25 protein-coding genes, 1 other RNA gene and 1 other annotated feature are annotated in these 18,591 nt (G+C 35.5%); all 26 genes read right to left on the reverse strand.

What is annotated here, in order from left to right; all coding sequences use genetic code 11:
- Nucleotides 1-3: 3 nt before the first annotated feature.
- Nucleotides 4-957, reverse strand: coding sequence for a DNA polymerase III subunit delta' (locus CBP76_RS09815; RefSeq protein ID WP_102196708.1), 954 nt, complete (start codon nt 955-957; stop codon nt 4-6).
- A 1-nt stretch (nt 958) separates the two neighbouring features.
- Entirely contained in the window at nt 959-1,285 is a 327-nt protein-coding gene (locus CBP76_RS09820; protein WP_102196709.1) for a cyclic-di-AMP receptor, read from the reverse strand.
- 2 nt (nt 1,286-1,287) lie between these two features.
- Complete coding sequence (tmk, locus tag CBP76_RS09825; RefSeq protein ID WP_102196710.1) at nt 1,288-1,938, reverse strand: dTMP kinase; 651 nt, start codon at nt 1,936-1,938, stop codon at nt 1,288-1,290.
- 285 nt (nt 1,939-2,223) lie between these two features.
- Complete coding sequence (locus tag CBP76_RS09830; protein WP_102196711.1) at nt 2,224-2,511, reverse strand: YaaL family protein; 288 nt, start codon at nt 2,509-2,511, stop codon at nt 2,224-2,226.
- A 1-nt stretch (nt 2,512) separates the two neighbouring features.
- Complete coding sequence (gene recR, locus CBP76_RS09835) at nt 2,513-3,112, reverse strand: recombination mediator RecR (RefSeq protein WP_102196712.1); 600 nt, start codon at nt 3,110-3,112, stop codon at nt 2,513-2,515.
- Nucleotides 3,112-3,441, reverse strand: coding sequence for a YbaB/EbfC family nucleoid-associated protein (locus CBP76_RS09840; protein WP_102196713.1), 330 nt, complete (start codon nt 3,439-3,441; stop codon nt 3,112-3,114). The genes recR and CBP76_RS09840 overlap by 1 nt, the downstream gene beginning before the upstream one ends.
- Nucleotides 3,442-3,452: 11 nt before the next feature.
- Nucleotides 3,453-5,168 (reverse strand): DNA polymerase III subunit gamma/tau, encoded by a 1,716-nt coding sequence (dnaX, locus tag CBP76_RS09845; protein ID WP_102196714.1) that lies wholly within the window; start codon nt 5,166-5,168, stop codon nt 3,453-3,455.
- A gap of 137 nt (nt 5,169-5,305) precedes the next feature.
- Nucleotides 5,306-5,388, reverse strand: an RNA gene (ffs, locus tag CBP76_RS09850) — signal recognition particle sRNA small type.
- 43 nt (nt 5,389-5,431) lie between these two features.
- Complete coding sequence (locus CBP76_RS09855) at nt 5,432-5,911, reverse strand: nucleoside deaminase (protein ID WP_166667250.1); 480 nt, start codon at nt 5,909-5,911, stop codon at nt 5,432-5,434.
- A gap of 1 nt (nt 5,912) precedes the next feature.
- Nucleotides 5,913-6,227 carry a hypothetical protein gene (locus CBP76_RS09860; protein WP_102196715.1) on the reverse strand — a complete coding sequence of 105 codons (315 nt, stop codon included), beginning with the start codon at nt 6,225-6,227 and terminating at the stop codon, nt 5,913-5,915.
- Between the two features lie 43 nt (nt 6,228-6,270).
- A complete protein-coding gene (locus tag CBP76_RS09865; protein WP_102196716.1) occupies nt 6,271-6,873 on the reverse strand; it encodes a class I SAM-dependent methyltransferase in 603 nt (200 codons plus the stop codon).
- 71 nt (nt 6,874-6,944) lie between these two features.
- Nucleotides 6,945-7,313: a 50S ribosomal protein L7/L12 gene (gene rplL / locus CBP76_RS09870; protein WP_102196717.1), complete on the reverse strand. Its 369-nt coding sequence runs from the start codon at nt 7,311-7,313 to the stop codon at nt 6,945-6,947.
- Nucleotides 7,314-7,359: 46 nt separating this feature from the next.
- Nucleotides 7,360-7,863, reverse strand: coding sequence for a 50S ribosomal protein L10 (gene rplJ / locus CBP76_RS09875; RefSeq protein WP_102196718.1), 504 nt, complete (start codon nt 7,861-7,863; stop codon nt 7,360-7,362).
- Nucleotides 7,864-7,913: 50 nt separating this feature from the next.
- Nucleotides 7,914-8,033, reverse strand: a sequence feature (ribosomal protein L10 leader region).
- Nucleotides 8,034-8,067: 34 nt separating this feature from the next.
- Nucleotides 8,068-8,748 (reverse strand): 50S ribosomal protein L1, encoded by a 681-nt coding sequence (gene rplA / locus CBP76_RS09880; RefSeq protein WP_102196719.1) that lies wholly within the window; start codon nt 8,746-8,748, stop codon nt 8,068-8,070.
- A 103-nt stretch (nt 8,749-8,851) separates the two neighbouring features.
- The gene (gene rplK / locus CBP76_RS09885) at nt 8,852-9,274 is read right to left on the reverse strand and encodes a 50S ribosomal protein L11 (RefSeq protein ID WP_010018673.1); all 423 of its coding nucleotides are present in this window, start codon (nt 9,272-9,274) and stop codon (nt 8,852-8,854) included.
- A gap of 125 nt (nt 9,275-9,399) precedes the next feature.
- Nucleotides 9,400-9,942: a transcription termination/antitermination protein NusG gene (nusG, locus tag CBP76_RS09890; RefSeq protein ID WP_102196720.1), complete on the reverse strand. Its 543-nt coding sequence runs from the start codon at nt 9,940-9,942 to the stop codon at nt 9,400-9,402.
- Between the two features lie 94 nt (nt 9,943-10,036).
- Complete coding sequence (gene secE, locus CBP76_RS09895) at nt 10,037-10,222, reverse strand: preprotein translocase subunit SecE (protein ID WP_102196721.1); 186 nt, start codon at nt 10,220-10,222, stop codon at nt 10,037-10,039.
- A 13-nt stretch (nt 10,223-10,235) separates the two neighbouring features.
- Entirely contained in the window at nt 10,236-10,385 is a 150-nt protein-coding gene (gene rpmG, locus CBP76_RS09900; protein ID WP_057880839.1) for a 50S ribosomal protein L33, read from the reverse strand.
- Nucleotides 10,386-10,468: 83 nt separating this feature from the next.
- A complete protein-coding gene (locus CBP76_RS09905; protein ID WP_102196722.1) occupies nt 10,469-11,017 on the reverse strand; it encodes a sigma-70 family RNA polymerase sigma factor in 549 nt (182 codons plus the stop codon).
- 133 nt (nt 11,018-11,150) lie between these two features.
- The gene (gene rlmB / locus CBP76_RS09910; RefSeq protein WP_102196723.1) at nt 11,151-11,918 is read right to left on the reverse strand and encodes a 23S rRNA (guanosine(2251)-2'-O)-methyltransferase RlmB; all 768 of its coding nucleotides are present in this window, start codon (nt 11,916-11,918) and stop codon (nt 11,151-11,153) included.
- Nucleotides 11,899-12,312: a Mini-ribonuclease 3 gene (locus CBP76_RS09915; protein ID WP_102196724.1), complete on the reverse strand. Its 414-nt coding sequence runs from the start codon at nt 12,310-12,312 to the stop codon at nt 11,899-11,901. The genes rlmB and CBP76_RS09915 overlap by 20 nt, the downstream gene beginning before the upstream one ends.
- On the reverse strand, nt 12,305-13,714 hold the full coding sequence (gene cysS / locus CBP76_RS09920; RefSeq protein ID WP_102196725.1) for a cysteine--tRNA ligase: 1,410 nt from the start codon (nt 13,712-13,714) through the stop codon (nt 12,305-12,307). The genes CBP76_RS09915 and cysS overlap by 8 nt, the downstream gene beginning before the upstream one ends.
- 80 nt (nt 13,715-13,794) lie before the next feature.
- Nucleotides 13,795-15,291, reverse strand: a complete 1,497-nt coding sequence (gltX, locus tag CBP76_RS09925) for a glutamate--tRNA ligase (RefSeq protein WP_102196726.1) — start codon at nt 15,289-15,291, stop codon at nt 13,795-13,797.
- Nucleotides 15,272-16,534: a PIN/TRAM domain-containing protein gene (locus CBP76_RS09930; RefSeq protein ID WP_102196727.1), complete on the reverse strand. Its 1,263-nt coding sequence runs from the start codon at nt 16,532-16,534 to the stop codon at nt 15,272-15,274. The genes gltX and CBP76_RS09930 overlap by 20 nt, the downstream gene beginning before the upstream one ends.
- Before the next feature lie 13 nt (nt 16,535-16,547).
- Nucleotides 16,548-17,969, reverse strand: a complete 1,422-nt coding sequence (gene radA / locus CBP76_RS09935) for a DNA repair protein RadA (RefSeq protein ID WP_425430305.1) — start codon at nt 17,967-17,969, stop codon at nt 16,548-16,550.
- A complete protein-coding gene (locus CBP76_RS09940) occupies nt 17,941-18,483 on the reverse strand; it encodes a dCTP deaminase/dUTPase family protein (RefSeq protein WP_102196728.1) in 543 nt (180 codons plus the stop codon). The genes radA and CBP76_RS09940 overlap by 29 nt, the downstream gene beginning before the upstream one ends.
- Nucleotides 18,484-18,591: the final 108 nt, after the last annotated feature.

Below are 18,591 nucleotides of genomic sequence, written 5' to 3' on the forward strand. Positions count from 1 at the left end.
CTACTAATCCACAAATTTTAATGACAAATCTTCTAAAATAGCTTGAAACGATACATTACTTTTCCACATTTGTTCAGCTGTGAATAAATCATCTGACATGTTAATAATCTTTTGAATATTTCTTTTTTCTAAGATATCCACAGGGGTTAATGTTGATTTTTCTAAATTGTACCTAATTGATAATATATCACTAAAAATTTGATTCAACATATTAAATACCAAATGTTGTTGGTCTTTATTCTCTACCAATGGCATTAGATCAGTCTGTACGTCCACAAAACAATTTATTTTTTGTTGATTTACTTCTTTCAACCAATTTGTAATAGCTGACAACAATGACTGATATTTTTCACCAGTGGTACTTTCCAAATATTTGATATCACTAACTTTTAAAGCCCGCAACGCCTGTTCTTCTTTGAAACCTAATTCAACCAGACTTGCTATTTCATCTTCATTACTTTGATTAGACAAATGAAAAATTTGTACTCGAGATTGAATCGTTGGAAGCAACTGTTTAGAAGAATCAGCTAATAAAATAATCATCAAATTGCCTTCTGGTTCTTCAATAGTTTTCAACAGGTTATTCGCCGCTTGAACGGTCATTTTCTCTGCTTCATCAATAATTAAGATTCTTCTCTTACCTTGAGTAGCAGCCATATTGGCTTCTTTTTTGAAGAATTTAATATCATCGACCCCAATACTCTGTTTTTCAGTTTTAATTTCAAGTACATCAGGGTTATCGCCTAATATTATTGTCTGACACTTTTGACAAGTTTGATCCGGCATTCCATTTTCTAGGTTATCGCAGAATTGACTTTGAGCTAACCAAATAGCCATCTGATGTCTTATCTTAGAAGAAGCATTATCAATTAAGTAAGCATGCGACAACATATTTGAAGAAATAATCTTTTGAAATTCATGAACAACACGTGGTTGTTCTTTAACTAAGTTTTCCATTTTAAAATCTCACAAATTTATCAACAGGCAGGATAAAACATGTAGCACCGCCAACTTGAACCTCAACTGGATCACTTAAACTAGAAGCGGCCTCCGGCATAAGGAAGGTTGGTGTAACGTATTGTGTTCTTGTATGACAGGTCTTCTTGATAATATTCAAAGCATCATCAATTTTGTCTTCTTCTACACCAATTAAAAAAGTACAATTTCCGGCTTTTAAGAAACCACCAGTTGATGGTAATTTAGTGGCTCTGAAGCCATCTTTAACCAAGCGTGTTTGTAATTGTTGACTATCTTTATCTTGTACGATTGCGACAATAAGTTTCATAATTATTCTCCTTTATTAAAAATATTAGGAAATCTATTTACGATAACAGTTAATGCATCTTGTACAACTTGATCAGGTGCTTGCTGTGCATTAATTGCTTTAATTCTATCAGGATTTGCTTTTACAATATCCATATATGAATCATAAACTCGATTATGAAAATCAATAGCTTCCTTTTCCAAGCGGTCCATTGCACCTTCATGATCTTTTTTGATTCTAGCTAAACCAACCTCTGGGGTTACATCAAAGTAGATTGTTAGATCTGGTAAATGCCCATCAATAGCAAAGTCATTTATTTCACCAACCTCTTTGGTACCGATCTGACGACCACCGCCTTGATATGCAATTGAGCTATCAACAAAACGATCACTCAGCATCACTTTACCTTCATTTAAAGTTGGCAAGATAACATCAATCAGATGCTGACGTCTAGCTGCGGCATATAATAAAGCTTCTGTTCGGTCATCCATCTCTTGATCGTGAATATCCAAAATAATTTTTCTGATTTTTTCAGAAATAGGACTACCACCTGGTTCTCTTGAAAGAACGATTTCTTTATTCGTCCGTTCTTGCAACAATGGCATTAGTTTATTTAGAGCTGTGGTTTTGCCCGCTCCATCTGGTCCTTCAAACGATATAAATATTCCTGGCATATATAATCTCTCCTAGATGATTACTACTATTTTACTTGAAATTGTGGATAAATGAAACTTTTGACATTGAGAGACTTGAGAAATAATTAATATAACGAGCTTATGCACAGCTTTTTTAGATCAGCAAGTGTATTAACTCTATTCTAAATATTTAAAAATAGTCTGTATTGATATCAATCAATGTTCTTTTGTAAACATTGTTGAAGATCAATACAGACTATTTATTTTTAATCAGTAAAACTATTTTAATAACAAATTATACAACAATAATTACTAGTCTTAATTCTACCAGTGTTTCTCTGCTCGACTAGGTTGTTTCAAGAACGTATCCTCATCTCCAAAGATAATGTTCGTTGTTGCCTTGGCCTTAGCTTTTCTTCTTCTAGCTTCTAAATATAAAAATTGATATTTCAATTGATCTAATTTTAAACGTATTCTAGTCGTATCGTCTATATCAACCGAATTATTCATCATTCTTTGTGTATTCCCGATTCTTTGTTGAATCTGGTGAATATTATCTAAGAGGCGATCGTCTTCCATTTTCTGGACGGTTACTTTTCTTCTACCAAACATGTTAAATCTCCCTGCGACCTAGAACTGCACTCTTTAGAGTCATTTCGTCTGCATATTCAATATCAGATCCCACGGCTAATCCGTGTGCTAGTCTAGTTACTTTTATTCCTGCTGGCTTAACTAATTTGGCTAAATACTGAGCGGTTGCCTCTCCTTCTGGAGTAGCGTTTGTAGCAATAATCAACTCTCTAACACTTTGATTTTCCTTCAAACGATTTAACAGCAGCTTAATATTCAAATCTTCTGGGCCAATTCCATCAACTGGCGATAAGACCCCTCCTAGTACGTGATATAAACCATTATATCCATTCATATCATCCAAAGACATAATGTCTTTGGCCTGTTCAACTACTAAAATAGTTGATTGATCACGACTCTTATCACTACAAATATTGCAAATTTCTTCTGTTGTAATATTGCCGCAGATTTTACATGAACGTAAATCTGTTTTTGCGGCAATCAAATTATCGGCGAATTCTTTCACTTGGTCTTTATCCATGCCCAAGGTAAAGAAAGCCATTCTTGTAGCAGTCTTACGACCGATACCTGGTAGCATCATATAACTATCAATTAATTTCGATATTGGTTCTGGATATTTCATTACATCAACCCGTTTGTGTATTTACCTAGTTTAGCTTGTTTATCATTATCTACTGCTTCAAAGGCATTATTCAAAGCATCGATCAACATATCTTGCAATGTATCAGGATCATCAGGATCAATAATCTTTTCACTGATAGTTAGATCGGCAATTTTCTTATCACCTGTAACCTTAACAACTACAAAATCATCAACTGACTTTCCAGTATATTCTGTTTTATTAAGTTCTTCTGTTGTAGCTTGAACTTCTTTTTGCATTTTTTGGGCTTGTTTCATAATGTTGGCCATGTTGCCACCCATTCCACCCATATTTGGCATACCTTTACTCATAATAATTCCTCCTAATCGTCTTTTACATCAACCACATCGTTACCAAATAATTTTAACGCTTCATCGACAGTGGGATCAGTTTTTTTAGTTTCTTTCTTAGATTCTACATTGTTTTGATTGCTTGAATCAATATTATTGTGAATATATTCTTTTCTAATATTAGGCCAATCAGCTTTGGGAACCAGAACTATCTGACAATCCTTTTTCATTAATCGACTAACATTATCGCTAAGTTCTTTTAAAAATGTTGTATCGTCTTGAGCCTGTTCAAACCACATAGCATAGTCAAAGGCCACGACAATACCATCCGATGATGCAGCAACTGGTTCTGCGACTTTCATCATAGCACGTTGAGTAATTGAAAGCATACTCATTAAATCGGGCCATATATCACGAGCAGAGACCAAATCATCTTTAGTAGCGCTCCCTAAAACCTTATAGATTGCGGTTTTGTTCAAACGAGCATTGTTATTAGCCCGACGATGGACTTTCTTAGGTGCAGGGGCTTCACTATTATTAATACCATTAGTAGACAAACTCTTTACTTGGTTTTGTAAATGTGAAATTTCATCGCGTAACTTATCAAATTCAGTATCATTTCCATCATCAGTTGATTCAATTAATGGTTGTTTTTCCTGAGTAATTTTGGGTTCACTGATTTTGACAGTTAAAATTTCCATATAAATATCTGTTTGATTGGAATTTTTAATATTTTTTTGCGTAGCACTGACTTGATCAACAATATAAAATAAACGAGTATTATCAAATTTATCGGCAATATCCAATAATTCCTGTGTCATTACCGAATTATCCATTTGTTTAGATAAATCAGAATTGGAGTTGTACAAAATTAAATTCCGACAGACCCGTATGATCATCTCTGTAAAACGCAACGCTGAACGCCCACTAGCCAGTATTTGATACAAACTAGTCAATGCTTCGGCTGGTTTATTATCAGCAATAGCTGTCATGTAGGAAACAATCTGTTCATTACTGAGAGCACCTGTAACCTCCTGGGCGTTCTTCAAGGTCAACTCATCATCGCCATAAGATAAAGCTTGATCCAATATGCTCAATGCATCACGCATTCCACCTTCGGCAGAAGCAGCAATAATGTTTAAAGCCTCTTCATCATAATTGATATTCTTATCATCCAAAATAAAAGTCATTCGTTTAAGAATATCCAGACGAGAAATTCTTCTAAAATTAAAACTCTGCGTTCTTGAAATAATAGTTGCTGGAATTTTTTGTGGTTCCGTCGTAGCTAAAATAAACATAACATTCTCAGGTGGTTCCTCCAGCGTTTTTAGCAAGGCATTAAAAGCACCCTGAGAAAGCATATGAACTTCGTCAATAATATAAACCTTAAATTTGGCTTCAGTCGGAGCATATTTAACTTTATCACGAATATCACGAATTTCTTCAACACCATTATTAGAAGCAGCATCAATTTCAATTACATCGTTCAAACGGTTTTCATTCGCAGCTATACAAATCTCACACTCATTACAAGGTTCACCATCGTGTGGATTCAAGCAGTTAACCGCTTTGGCTAAAATTTTGGCACAAGATGTTTTACCCGTACCACGTGGTCCACTGAATAAATAAGCATGACTGGTCATGTGACTAGCAACTGCATTACGCAATGTTTGGGTAATGACATCCTGACCGATTACATCAGAAAAAGTTTGGGGACGCCAAACTCGATATAGTGCTTGATATGCCATTTTTTCTCCTTCAAAAAATCTAATATATAAATTTTACCACAAGAGTTTTATCAAATACCGTTTAGAAAAAATTTACATTCTCTTTCTTCAAAGACAAAAAAACTCCTAATCTAAAAAGATTAGGAGGCTAATTTACATAACAAAAGGCACATGGTACACCTTACTTAGTGCTGCTTTCTTCCGAACCTGACACGATTCACAAGAGCACCATTGCCCTAAGGCCTTACGGCAATAACTATAATACTATAAATTATAAAATTTTGCTACTTTTTACGCCTAATTTCTCTAAAGAAATTTTGTAAAAGTTTAGCTGAATCTTCTGCCTTGATCTCACTAATAATTTCAATTGGTTGATGATTATAGCTAGTCTCCGTCAAAAGGTTATTAATTGAGCCAACAGAACCAGCCTTGGGATCTTTGGCACCATAATAAACTCCTTCAATTCGACTGTTAATAATAGCACCGGCACACATTGGACAAGGTTCCAAAGTAACGAATAAACTTGTATGTTCCAAGCGCCAACTGCCAATTTTTGAACAGGCTTTTTCAATGGCAATTATTTCAGCATGTTTTATTGCATTTTGAGTTTCCTCACGTTCATTCGATCCTCTAGCAATTACATCGCCAGTAACATTATTAACGATAATACAGCCAATTGGTACCTCTTTACGTTCCTGTGCTTTTTTAGCTTCATCTAAGGCCAAATCCATATATTGATTTATTTTGTCTTCTGAAAATATCATTTTAACCTATTAAATTGGTTACTTTCTTTTCTAAGTATTTTGGAAAAACAGGTGCTTTTATTTTTAATTGATTCTTTTCTTTTTGAAGTGACTCTAAAATTCCAATTAATTCTTTAACTTGTTCGTCTGAAAGTGTACCAACGAATTCCAATAATTTTTCATTACCTTGAAGATATTTATCCACATAGGATTCTAATTTCTCACGTTCTTTATTAACTGTTTTATTTTTCAAATACTTAATCAGCGATTTGACCATTAACATTGATCCAGCTGAAACTATTGATAGTCCTGCGACAATTAAAATTTTTTTCTTCATAAGAAAACGCCTCCAGTATGAATATAACATATCCCGGAATAATTTAAATTAATTTACTTCTTAGAATGTAATATCCTTTATCACGTACTACAACATCAACATTACCAAATGTTTGATCCATCAACTTTTTGGCCGAAGGAGCGCCTTGCTTCTTTTGTAAAACAATCCACAATTCACCATTAGGTTCTAAATAATCTTTAGAATCAGCCAGAATTGAATTAACAACATTTTTCCCCGCTCTAACTGGTGGATTGGAAACTATTAAAGCAAATTTGCCCTTAACATCTTTATAAGTATCTGATTCAAATATTTCAACATTTTTAATTTGATTATTATCAGCATTCTTCTTTGCTAGGTCTAATGCTCGTAAATTAACATCAACCATGGTTACCTGACGTTTATCTTGCTCTTTTGCCAAAGACAAACCGATAGGACCATAACCACAACCAACGTCTAAGATGTTGCCGGCTGGAATATCTTGGAAATCGATTGCTTCTATTAAAACTCGTGATCCATAATCAACTGTTTGTCTAGAAAAAACTCCACTATCCGACATAAAATCAAAATTGTGATCTCTCAAAGTAAAATTAAAATTCTTCACTTCATGTTCAAGACCAGGATCATTTTCAAAATATTGATTCGCCATATTTTTCACCTTTCTATTTGAGGGTAAAAAAAAATCCTCTTTACGAGGATTAATTTTATCATTAAAATGAATTACTTCAATGTAACTGTTGCACCAACAGCTTCAAGTTTTGACTTCATTTCGTCAGCGTCAGCCTTAGCAACGCCTTCCTTGATAACGCTAGGAGCACCATCAACAAGGTCTTTTGAGTCTTTCAAGCCAAGTCCTGTGATACCACGAACTTCCTTGATAACCTTAACCTTTTCTTGACCTGCTTCTGTAAGTTCAACGTCAAATGAGTCCTTTTCTGCAGCAGCGTCGCCACCAGCAGCACCGGCAGCTGCAACTGGAGCAGCAGCCTTAACGTCAAATTCTTCTTCGATAGCCTTAACAAGGTCGTTAAGTTCTAGGATTGAAGCTTCTTTTAAATCATCGATAATCTTTTGTGTATCTAAAGCCATTATAGTATCCTCCAAATATTATGAGTTTTTTGTTTAGTAATATTAATTAAGCGGCAGGTTCGTCGTCTTTGTCTGCAACGGCCTTAACAACCATAGCAAAGTCGCGAACTGGAGCTTGTAATACAGATACCAACATTGATAGCAAGCCATCTCTGTCTGGTAATGTTGCAAGTTCTTGAATTTGATCAAGAGTTGCTGCTTTACCTTCGATGATACCACCCTTAATTTCAACGGCTTCAACATCTTTGGCAAATTTAGCTGCTACTTTAGCAGGTCCAACTGGATCTGTTTCTGAATAAGCAATAGCTGTTGGTCCTACGAAGTATTCTTCTAGACCTTCAACACCGGCTTTTTCAGCTGCACGTCTCAAGATTGTATTCTTGATAACTTGCATTGTAGCACCTTGTTCACGTAATTCAGCACGCATTTCTGTTACTTGTTCAACGGTTAGACCTAAGTAATCAACAACGATTACTGACTTTGCGCCAACCAATTGTTTAGCAATTTCATCAACTTGTGCTTGTTTTGCTGCTAATACATCTTGCTTCATTATTACGTTTCACCTCCACAATTTTTTAGTTAATTATCTACAAAATTGGCTTAAAAATAATAAAATCTCTGTGCCCTAAGGACACAGAGATTAAGTGAAATAATCTTCTGGCCTCGGCAGGATATTAAGACTTTCATCACCTGAGTCTTCGGTAGAAATCAACTATATTAATCTATCATTATTTTGGTAGTTAGTCAACACTAATTAAGCGTTGATTTTTAGACCAGGTCCAAATGTAGATGTCAAGTTAACACTTGTTACATATCCACCCTTAAGTGAAGCTGGACGTGCTTTCAAGATTGCATCGTAGAATGTTGTAAAGTTTTCTACGATCTTGTTTGTATCAAATGAGATCTTACCAATTGGTGCATGAATAAGACCATTTGAATCAACACGGTATGTAACTTGTCCGGCTTTAATATCATTAACAGCCTTTGTAACATCCATTGTAACAGTACCTGTCTTAGGGTTAGGCATCAAACCTTTAGGTCCAAGAACACGACCTAAACGACCTACTTTAGCCATCATTGGTGGTGTTGCAACAGCAACATCAAAGTCCAACCAGCCATCTTGAATCTTTTCAACAAGGTCATCTGAGCCAACAATATCAGCACCGGCTGCTTCAGCATCCTTAGCTTGTTGTCCTTCAGCAAAGACAATAACCTTTTGTGTCTTACCAGTACCATTAGGCAGTACGATAGCACCACGAATTTGTTGATCAGCTTGCTTTGGATCTACATCCAAGTTAACAGCAACTTCAACGGTTGCGTCAAATTTAGCAAAGTCAACTTTCTTTAATAATTCAACAGCTTCTTCAGCAGTATATTTTTTATCTTTATCTACTTGTTTTAATGCTTCTGTATATTTCTTTCCATGCTTAGCCATGCTAAGTTCCTCCTTGCTTTGTGGTCTTTCGGAGATTAATATTTTCTCCTCCCACTTGTTAAGAATGCTTTCACATCCCTGTAAACTGCTTAAATCTAGTCTTTTACTTTACTTCAAAGCCCATACTTCTTGCAGTACCAGCAACCATACGCATTGCAGATTCAACACTAGCAGCGTTTAGGTCTTTCATCTTGGTTTCAGCAATTTCGCGAACTTGGTCTTCAGTAACAGTGGCAACCTTATTTGTGTTAGGTTCGCCAGAGCCCTTTTCAACGCCAGCAGCTTTCTTCAATAGAACAGCAGCTGGTGGTGTCTTTGTAACGAAATCGAATGAACGGTCTTCGTATACTGAGATAACAACAGGAATGATCATTCCCTTTTGATCTTGTGTACGTGCATTGAAGTCCTTTGTAAAGGCAACAATGTTAATACCAGCTTGTCCCAAAGCAGGACCAACTGGAGGAGCTGGAGTAGCCTGTCCAGCAGGAATTTGTAATTTTACTACGTTAGCAACTTTTTTAGCCACGGTGCATACCTCCTTGTTCCGTGATGTGGTCATGATGAGAATCAAAATTTTCTCTCCCACATGTATGTATCAAAAACATACCGTTATATAGTAGCACGGTCTACTAGTCTTAGCAATAAGATTTTTTACTTTTCAACAGCTGAAAAATCAACTTCAGCACTAGTCATACGTCCAAACATATCAACATCAACTTTAAGTTTTCTATGCTCTTCATCAATTTCTGTGATCTTACCATGAGTATCTGAGAAAGCACCATCAGTAATTTTAACTGTTTCGCCAATTTCAAAGTCAGATGGATTGTTTTGAGAACTCATACCGAATTGACTTAAGATATTGTCAATTTCTTCAGGTAATAGAGGTGCTGGCTTACTACCAGAACCGTGACTGCCGACAAAACCGGTAACACCTGGAGTATTACGAACGATAAACCATGATTCATCGGACATAACCATTTCTACTAGAACATATCCAGGAAAAGTCTTTTCCATTTCTTTCTTTTCTTTACCGTTTTTTACCTTTGTTTCTTCTTCTTCAGGAACAACTGCACGGAAAATATAATCCTCCATACCCATTGATTGAGCACGTGATTCAAGATTTTCCTTAACTTTGTTTTCGTATCCTGAATAGGTATGCAGTACATACCATTGCTTTTCGCCAGCTTCAGCCATAATTTCCTCCAAAAATTCAAAATAAAAAAACTCCGAACAGGTCGAAGTTTTTTTCGTTACAAGTATAATAGCAAATTTTGACTGTAGTTACAATCTATTTACCCATTACAAATGTTTGTAATAATGCAACCAATCCCCAATCAACTAATGCAAAGAAGATTGCGTACATCAATGACGTTGCGATAACAGTCCATGTATCACGTCTGTTTTCTTTAAATGTAGGCCAAACAACTAATTTCATTTCTTTATTGACACTACCAAAAAATTTAAATAGTTTCATTTGTTCCTCCAGATTATCTTGTTTCTTTATGTAATGTATGTTTACCACAGTGCTTACAGAACTTCTTAACCTCTAAGCGTTCTGTTCTGTTAGGGTTCTCAGTGATCGTATAGTTACGTGAACCACAAACTTCACAAGCAAGGGCGACTTTTCTTAATCCCATGTTTATCTCCAAAATCTAATCTTAATCTTATTAATTGTAAACTCTGGAAGGTAGTTTGTCCATTGCAATCTCATGACAAATAATTAAGAATTATATCCTGAAATTTTCTTTTTACAGGAAAAAACAATTTCTTGAAACCTTTTTTCATCACAATTAATATCGTCACAAGCCTTTTTTAAAGTAATTTTTCCGAAAATGAATTGCATAGCAACCAACTCATCTTGTCCCATTGTACTGGTCACTTGTTCAATATGTTCTGAAAGTTCCACTAGTCTCCTATGACCTGGCGTCGTCAACTGATCTTGATCACTTTCTTCTAAAAGTTTAGCTAATGTATTTACTTTTCGTTTGTTAGCATTTTCTCGTCTAATTAAATCAATTGCATGATTTCTAAACCTTAATTTAAAAAAACTACCAAATTTTGAACCAGTCGAACCATCAAATATTTTACATGTTTGATAACAAATAAAAAAAGCTTCTTGATACCAATCACTGTGGTCAAAACCAACAATATAGTATTTATTGCACATGTTATCAATCATTGGTCGGTATTTCTCAATCAATTTACTCAATGCAAATGAATCATTATTAGTTCTAATCTGATCAATCCATAGTGTTTCGTCGCTATGCATTTGGTAATTTTATTACGGACAATAATCTTATAATTAATAAAATAACACGTGATAGTTTTGATTTTAAGAGAACATTTGTTTACAAAAAAAACGAATGAAATATAATTTTTCAAATTATACTTCATTCATTAATTTAAGCATTTCTTGAAGCAAAAGCTTGATACAACAGAACACCGGTTGCAACTGAAGCGTTCAAACTTTGCACATGTCCAACCATTGGAATATTCAATGTTTGGTCTGCTTGTTTAAGAACTAGTGGTGAAATGCCCTTACCTTCGTTACCAATAATTAGAGCTATTGCTCCTTTGGCATTCCAGTTACGGTAATTATCACCTTCCATAGCTGTACCAAAGACCCAAACATTACGTTTCTTTAAATCTTTAATAGTATTAACTAAATTAGTTACTCGAACCACTGGCACATGCTCAATTGCACCAGTTGAGGTCTTAGCAACAGTCGACGTTAGACCTGTTGAACGATGCTTTGGTACGATAATTCCATGAACGCCTACAGCATCAGCTGTTCTCATGATTGAACCCAAGTTATGGGGATCTTCAATCTTATCCAAGATCAAAATAAATGGATCTTCATTTTTTTTCTCGGCATTTTTAAAAATATCATCTAATTCGGCGTATTGATAAGGAGCAATATAAGCCGCCATACCTTGATGGTTTCCACCATCACTAATATCATCCAATTTATTCTTGGGTACTTCTTGAACAATTAGACGATCACGTTTAGCCAGCTTAATTGCCTCGGCAATATGTTCACTTGAAAGTCCCTTTTGTACCAAAACTTTATTAACACGTTGATCAGCGGTTGCGGATTTCAATAGTTCCATAACTGAATGAACTCCGTAAATTAACTCTTTTTCTTCCGTATTATTCGAATTGTCTGTCATCGGCTTCACCACTCTCTACTTCATCTATGCACCATTGTGCTAATTCTCTAACCCGTGCTTTGTTATCAGTCAAATCTAAATAACCAAAAACAGCTTCAAATCCAGTTGACATATGATATGTAACTACACTGGTATTCTTTGCTTTGGTTTGTTTCTTAGCATTTCGACCATTTTTATAAATCCTAATCTCTTGTTCTGTCAAAACATCTTTATCCAGCATCAAGGTAATCAAAGATGCTTGAGCTTTGGCCGAAACATAGTGCTTGGCTTGGTGCTGTAATTCATTAACTTTAACAATATTCTTGGAAAGTAAATGTTCACGTACAAAAACCTCGTAAACGGCATCCCCTAAATATGCCAGAGTTACACCATTAAACTTTTTAACATCAGTCATCAATATGCCACCGTGTTCCTTGAGGTGTATCCTCGAGGATCACACCCATTTCTTTTAATTGGTCACGCAACTTATCACTCGTTGCAAAATCTTTATTTGCACGCGCTTGGTCACGTTGGTCAACCATATTTTGAATTTCTGCAGACAAATCTTGTTGACTATCTAATTGCACACCCAAAATACTTGTTAAATTAACCATAGCTTCTAGAATAACATTCACAGCATTTTTAGCAACTGTCTCTTGAGAGCTGTAGTTATTGGCTAAGCTAACCAGATTAAATATTTCTGTTAAACCATTTTGAACGTTAAAATCATCGTCCATAGCTGTTCTAAAATCAGTAATAATTCTCTCAACTTGATTCTGAATATTTTCAATATCCACTGACTCAGTTGCATCATCTAGCCTAAACTTCAAATTATTATAAGCCGTTTTGATCTTGTCCAAATTATCGGCAGCCTTTTGTAAGTTAGTCTTAGAATATTCAAGTGGTCGACGATAATGTGTTGACGACAAGAAGAAACGTAACACTTGTGGATTGGTTGTTTTTACTAAATCATGAACTGTAACAAAGTTACCTAGTGATTTACTCATCTTTTCATTGTTTTCTACTGTCACAAAACCATTATGCATCCAATAGTTAACAAATTTCTTTCCTGTTTTAGCTTCACTTTGGGCAATCTCATTCTCATGATGAGGGAATTCCAAATCCTGACCACCACCATGAATGTCAAAAGTATCGCCTAAGTATTTAGTCGACATAACTGAACATTCAATATGCCAACCCGGACGACCTTCACCCCAAGGCGAATCCCATTTAATTTCACCAGGCTTAGCTTTCTTCCAAAGTACAAAATCAATTGGGTCTTGCTTCTTATCAAACTCTGTATCTCCAATATGTTCAGAAGCACCCTCAACCAACTGATCAATATTTTGATCAGAAAGTTCGCCATAATGTTTGAACTTGCGGGCTCTATAGAAAACATCCCCCTGAGATTCATAAGCATAATCCTTTTTTACTAAATCAGCGATAAAATCAATGATTTCTTGAATATTATCAGTTGCTCTAGGATTAATTGTTGCTCTTTGAACGTTAATGGCGGCAATATCTTCATAAAAGGCTTTAATAAATCGATCGGCGACCTCTGGAACTGTAATCCCCTCTTTATTAGCTTCTTTGATCATTTTGTCATCAACATCAGTAAAATTAGAAACAAATTTTACATCATAACCTAAAAATTCAAGATAACGACGCACGGTATCAAAGGCTACGATTGAGCGAGCATTTCCAATATGAATGTAGTTATAAACTGTCGGTCCACAGACATACATGTTTACTTCGCGAGGTGTTATTGGTTTAAATTCTTCTTTTTGACGGGTTAATGTATTGAAAATTTTCAACATAATCTTCACCTATATAAAAAAGGGGTTGAGGCAAACTAAGTTTTCCTTCAACCTCTTTTAAATTTTTCTTTTTTAATTGATTAGTTCATTTCTGCTAAAGTCTTGTCAATATTGGCAAGTGCTTGATCACGACCGAACAATTCAATAGTTTCAGCAATAGCTGGACCATGCATTGTTCTAGTTGTGGCGATACGAGCTGGCATGTATAGTTGTCTTCCCTTAACACCAGTATCAGCACGAACTGATTGAATAGCATTCATTATTTGTGTGGCTGTGAAGCGATCAAGATTCTCAAGTTTGCCTTTCAAATCTTCAATCGCAGTTTTAGCATCATCATTAGCTAGTTCTTGTTGTTCATCATCGGTTAGATGTTCTGGTTGATTGAAGAAAACATCTGATAATTCAACGATTTGTTGTGTATAAGACATTTGTGGCATATAAAGTTCTGTTAAATGTCTTACCCATTGAATTTCATCTGTAGATGGATTAGCACTGATACGTTTAGCTTCGATCAAGTTAGCAATTACCAAATCAGTAATCTCTGAAACGTCGGCTCCTTTAACATATTGGTTATTAACCCATTCAAGTTTCTTTTGATCAAACTTAGCAGGTGATTTACTTAAGCGTTTTTCATCAAAAATCTTGATAAATTGCTTACGAGTAAATAACTCATCTTCGCCGACTGGTGACCAACCAAGTAAGGCAATGAAGTTAAACATAGCTTCTGGTAAGTAACCTAATTCACGGTATTGTTCGATGAATTGGAGAATTGATTCATCACGTTTACTTAGCTTCTTACCTGTTTCAGTATTGATGATAAGTGTCATATGACCAAACTTAGGTGCTTCCCAGCCAAGTGCCTCATAAATCATCAATTGTTTTGGCGTATTAGCAACATGATCATCACCACGTAATACGTGTGAAATTTCCATCAAATGATCATCAATAACAACAGCAAAATTATATGTAGGCATTCCATCACGCTTTTGGATAACCCAATCGCCACCAATAGTATCTGAACCAATTGAAACTTTACCTTTTACGATATCGTCCCATTCATAGTTCTTACCAACTGGTACATGGAATCTAACAACTGGTTGTAATCCAGCATCTTCTGCTTCTTTAATCTTGGCAGCCTTTTCTTCTTCGGACATACCTTCAAATTCATATTCATAATGAGGCATTTGTCCATGAGCTTCTTGGTCTTCACGCATCTTTGTTAGTTGTTCTTCAGTCAGATATGATTTGTAAGCCAAGCCCTTTTCAAGTAATTCATCAATATACTTTTGATAAATATCTTTTCTTTCTGATTGACGATATGGACCATAGTCGCCACCGACATCTGGACCTTCATCCCAATCAACACCAAGCCACTTAAGATTTTCTAGTTGACTCTTTGTACCGCCTTCAACGTTACGCTTTGTATCAGTATCTTCAATACGGATAACGAAAGTTCCCTTATGACTACGTGCAAACAAGTAGTTAAAGATAGCTGTTCTAGCATTTCCAATGTGCAAGTGACCTGTTGGACTTGGTGCATATCTTACACGAATTTTGTTATCTGACTTTTTTGCCATTTCTTTGTTCTCCCCTTTTGTTTCTTGAGTTGTTTCTATTTGAATTCCGATTGCCATTTCCACGGTTATTGCCGTTATTGTTACGGTTGTTAGAATTCTCCTTAGCACTACTCTTTTCCTGGATACCATGCATTGAATGTTTAGGTTTTGCAAAAATCATTTTACCAGCATCGGTTTGCAATGCACTAGTTACAACGACATCAACATCTTTGTTAATGAAGTATTTACCTTCTTCAACAACGACCATTGTACCATCTTCTAGGTATGCGACACCTTGCTCTCTTTCAGTACCCGCTTTAATAACTTTAACAGTCATCGTTTCTCCTGGCAAAACCATTGGTTTCAAAACTTTGGCTAATTCGTTAATGTTAAGTACTTGAACATTCTGAAATTCACTGACCTTACTTAAATTATAATCATTTGTGATGACAGCACCACCGATTTCTTTAGCTAACTTAAGCAATTTCATATCAACTTCTGGAATATTATCATAATCACGCGTTGTTGTTTCATAATTAATAGTTTGGTCCATTTTAATTTCATTCAAAATATCCAAACCACGACGACCACGTTCTCGCTTTTGATTATCACTAGAATCAGAAATAAGTTGTAGTTCATGAACAACAAAGTCTGGAATCATCAACTTACCTTCTAAGAATCCAGTTTGAGCTAATTGATGAATTCTTCCATCAATTACAACTGAGGTATCAAGAATCTTATATGGATAGAAATCCTTTTTAGCCGAACGACGAGTAACCTCTCCTTCAGAAGCTATCTCATCACTCTTTTCAGTTGCTTTATTAGCAACATTAGTCCTTTTAAGAGAGAAATTACTCCAGTCGTTTCGACGACTAGTTCCCATTCTAAAGCCAAGCCAACCAAAAACAATCATTAAGATTACTGGAATCACATTTGAAAACATATTATGCATCAAATAAAACGGAATCGAAATGATATTGGCTAAGGCTAAGCCTCCAATTAAGAAGACTGAACCATAAATGATCCAACCTGGCGACCTTGAATTCAAATACTTTTCGATTCTTTGATTCAAATCTAAGATTGGTTTAACAAACAAGAACGACACAAAATAAAATATAATACATCCAATAAGTCCATCAAAATAGCCGTTATTGACAAAAGCAACTCCTGCTAAACCGGTAACTTCCCATAAACTAGGTAAAACCGTAATTCCAACAGCAATTCCTAGCAACGCGAAAATAATATTTACTACAATTTTTCGCATAAAAACCTCCTCATTAAAAAATCTTGTTCATGGCGTCTAATACTGTCGTTACGCCAATTATCTTGATTTTGTTATTCTTAGACCAATCACCAAGATTGTTCTTAGGAATAAAAATACGCTTGAAGCCCAATTTTTCAGCTTCATTAACTCGTTGATCGATGCGGTTAACTCTTCTAACCTCACCAGTTAGGCCAACCTCACCCACAAAACAATCCGTTCCAGAAATACCTAGATTCTTATAACTGGACGCTATTGACATAGCCAGAGCTAAATCGATTGCTGGTTCATCCAGTTTCACACCACCCGTCGACTTCAAATATGCATCCTGGTTTTGAAGCATCAGATTACCACGTTTTTCCAAAACAGCCATGATAACAGAAACTCGATTATGATCTAATCCAGTTGCCGTCCTTTTGGCATTTCCGAAAATAGTTGGTGTAATTAAAGATTGAATTTCGACCAAAATAGGTCTAGTTCCTTCCATAGATACTACAACGGCGGAACCATTGGCATCAGCTAAACGTTCCTCTAAGAAAATTTCTGACGGATTAGCAACCTCAACTAGTCCCTTTGTTCTCATTTCAAAGATTCCAATTTCATTTGTCGAACCAAAACGATTTTTAACTGAACGTAAAATTCGATAACTATGATGGGTATCCCCTTCAAAGTATAAGACAGTATCCACCATATGTTCCAAAATCTTAGGCCCAGCAATTGCTCCACCCTTAGTTACATGTCCAACGACAAAAACGGTAATGTTCTGCTGCTTAGCAATATTCATCAATTCTGCCGTAACCTCACGAATCTGAGAAATACTACCGACGGCCGAGGTTATCTCAGGCTCATCCATTGTTTGAACAGAATCTATAATTAAATAGTCTGGACGCATGTCATCGATAGTCTGACGAATATAACTCATATCTGTTTGGGGATACAAATAAAGATTATCACCTGTAATACCTAAACGGTCAGCACGCATCTTAATCTGAGAGGCACTTTCTTCCCCAGACACATATAATACTTTACTACCATCTTTCGCCAATTGCCCTGAAACTTGAGTTAACAGTGTTGATTTCCCGATTCCAGGATCACCACCGATCAAAATCAACGACCCAGGTACAATTCCTCCACCTAATACGCGGTTCAATTCACCTAATTCTGTTTCAACTCGAGGTTCTTTTTCAAAAGAAACATTCTCCAACTTAACTGGCTTGGTTTCCAAATCACTAACACGACGACTTGGTGTAGCACTAGCTTTACTAGCTTCTGGATGATCAATTTCTTCTACCATTTGGTTCCAAACGCCACAATTAGGACAACGACCTAAATATTTAGGCGATACATAACCACAATTTTGACAAACAAACTTTGTTTTCGCTTTAGCCAATAAAATTGTTCCTTTCTTATTATATTCCTGAAGAGCCAAATCCTCCATGGCGTTTCGTTAATCCACCCTCATCATCATCCGTTGTAAGATAATTGATAAAGATTCCTTGGGCCAAACGCTCACCCTTTTTAATTTTGTAATCAACAGGGAAAAAATTGATCAATTGAACAAATAATTCTCCCTCATTACCGTCGTTATTATAATAATCTGCATCAACGACACCAATACCATTAGGAATTGATAAACCACGTTTCAATGGATTGCTGGAACGGCTGGCAATAATCAATACCTCATCATCTTGCATGAAAGCCTTAATTCCAGTTGGTACTAGAACAGGTTTAATAGATTTTTGAACTTCAGCAATTTTATCATCATCCATTTTGCCCTTATTGAGCAAAAATTTCAAAACATTTAAAACACCAAATTTCCAAATAGAAGGTACAACAAAATCTTCTGCGCTTTCGATATCATAACCAGCGGCATTTTTAGTTTGACGAGCTGGTAAATTGATACCCTTACCTTGATATTTCTTTACAATTTCAAATCCACGTTTTTTTGTCAAATTGAAAACTCCTTAAGCATTAGATAACTAAAATAATAGCATTTTCGACGTTATAAAACTATTCAATCGACTGACTTTCTACTTATAATAGAGTAATATTAAATTAAT

Origin of the sequence: Companilactobacillus nuruki (genome assembly GCF_002872255.1) — a bacterium.
In the GTDB taxonomy this organism is placed as follows: domain Bacteria; phylum Bacillota; class Bacilli; order Lactobacillales; family Lactobacillaceae; genus Companilactobacillus; species Companilactobacillus nuruki.